Genomic DNA, 2,224 nt, shown 5'->3' with positions numbered 1-2,224 from the left:
TGTCAAACGACATTCGGAACCCAGCCACCGGCGACATCGAAAACCCAGCCACCCCGGTTACGCTGATGCCCCGGCCGGAGCCGGTGCGGCATTGGACTTGAGCAGCCCGGACCGCCGCTTCTCTCGCAGGCGATAGCTGTCGCCGCGGATGGTCAGCACGTGGCTGTGGTGCAGCAGCCGGTCCAGGATGGCGGTCGCTACCACCTGATCGTTCAGGACGATCCCCCACTCGCTCACGCTGCGGTTGCTGGTCACCAGATTGCTGCCCCTCTCGTACCGTCGGCTCACCAGGGCAAAGAACAGGTGCGCGGCATGCGGCTCGAGCGGCAGGTAGCCGAACTCGTCGATAATCAGCAGCTTCGGCTTGGCGTAGCGCGTCAGCTTTTCCTCCAGCCGCCCTTCCGCCTGCGCCTTCATCAGGTCGGTGATGAGCGCCATGGCCGAGGTGAACAGCACGGAGTAGCCCTGCTGTACCGCCTCGCGCCCGAGGGCGACCGCGAGATGGCTTTTCCCCACCCCCGGCGGCCCCTGGACCAGCAGCGTGTCGCCGTTCGCCACCCAGCGGCAGGCGGCCAGGTCGCGGACCTGCTTAGGATCGAGCGAGGACTGGGCAGCGAAGTCAAAGCCTTCCAGCGTGCGCACATAGGGGAACTTGGCGATGCTCATCCCCATCTGGATGCGCCGCTCCTCGCGGTGCGCTACCTCGGCCGCGCACAGCAAGCCCAGTGCCTCGGGCAGGTTGAGCTCGCGCCGAGCCGCCTCGTCCAGCAGGACGTCGAGGCGGTCACGCAGCGCCGTCAGCTTCAGCCGCCCCAGCATCTCGGGCAGGGAGGATGCCGCGGCGCCGCTCACCACGCGCCTCCCGCCACCTGCTCGTACTCGACCAGCGGCCGCAGGAGATCGGCGCTGGGCAACACTGGCTCCGCCAGGCCGTCGGACCGCGGCTCGCCCCGGGCGCCCACCACGATGCCCCGCAGGTGGGCACAGTCCACGGCGCGCTCCCGCCGACCCCGCCGTTGCCCATGACGTGCCACCTCGGCGCCCGCGTGGCTGATCCGTACCTCGCCGTCGTTGACCACCACGCTGACCTGAGCGCCGATCAGCTGCCAGGGCACGCTGTAGTGGTTGGTGTCGACGTCCACGCAGCCGTCGTTCTGCACGCAGCGGGTCAGCTCGCGCATCTGGCGGAACGGCGGTTTGCCGCCGAGCGGGCGCAGCGCCTGGCGCTCCTCGCGCTCGAACCGCACCATCGGCACCTCGCCCGTGGTGCCGTGCACGCGCTGGTCGGCGATCTCGCGCATCCACCACGCCAGGTGCGCCTCCAGCGCCGCCCAGCTGGCGAAGCTCCGGCCCGCGATGGCATTGCGCTTGACGTAGCCGACCCCGCGCTCGTCCTTGCCCTTGGTGCGGGCCCGGTACGGCGCACAAGCCACGGGCCGCACGTCCCAGTACCGCGCGAAGGCGTGTAGGCGGGCGTTGAACACCACTTCCCGGGTGGCCGGGTCATGGTGCTCGACCAGCGCCTTGGCATTGTCGAGCAGCACCTCCTTGGGCAGACCGCCGAAATGCCGGAACCCGCCCTCCAGCCCCTCGAACCAGGCTGACTGCCGCTCATGCCGGAAGGCGTGGGCATAGACCCGGCGCGAGTAGCCGAGGGTCGCCACGAACAAGTAGACCCGCACCTGCTCATTGCCGATCGCCACCCAGCGCTCGCCGAAGTCGATCTGCAGCTGCCGCCCCGGCGGCGTCTCGAAGCGCACCGTCGCCAGCGCCTCCGCCGCGAGCTCGCGCCGCAGGTCCGCCACCGCCCGCTCGACCGTGCGCAGGCTGACGACAATCCCCAACTCGGCCGCAAGCTCCTGGCGCACCACGTCGGCATTGCCGCGGTGGCGGCGCAGCCGCTCGGCCAGCCACGCCCCATGCCCGGCCAGCGCCCCGGGCCGCTCGGGCGTACGATACGGCGCCCACCCGCCCACGCCGAGGTAGCGCTGCACGGTCTCCCGGTTGCAGCCGAGTTCCGCCGCGATCCGACGCGTGCCCCAGCCCAGATCCCGTAGCCGCAGCATCGCCGCCACCTCGTCCGGTATTCTCATCCACTGCCCCCGCCCGTCGGCCACGGGCGGAACAACGCCTACCTGGTCAGACAACCTGTCTCTCCCCTGCTAGCCAGGGGTGGCTGGGTTCCGGATGTCGCCGCCGGATGGGTTTTGCATGTCGCCCGACA

1 protein-coding gene and 1 pseudogene are annotated in these 2,224 nt (G+C 70.5%); both read right to left on the bottom strand.

The features are described 5' to 3' along the window. Positions 1–57 precede the first annotated feature (57 nt). Positions 58–852: an IS21-like element helper ATPase IstB gene (istB, locus tag Q7A36_RS39450; RefSeq protein ID WP_305109259.1), complete on the bottom strand. Its 795-nt coding sequence runs from the start codon at positions 850–852 to the stop codon at positions 58–60. Beyond that, positions 849–2,081, bottom strand: a pseudogene (gene istA, locus Q7A36_RS39445) (IS21 family transposase); the annotation flags it as partial. The pseudogene istA and the gene istB, both read right to left, overlap by 4 nt. Between the last annotated feature and the right edge of the window lie 143 nt (positions 2,082–2,224).

Origin of the sequence: Paracraurococcus lichenis, from assembly GCF_030657435.1 — a bacterium.
Lineage (GTDB): Bacteria > Pseudomonadota > Alphaproteobacteria > Acetobacterales > Acetobacteraceae > Paracraurococcus > Paracraurococcus lichenis.
The sequence above is the reverse complement of the archived record's forward strand: the minus strand, read 5'-3'. Positions and strand labels throughout refer to the sequence as shown.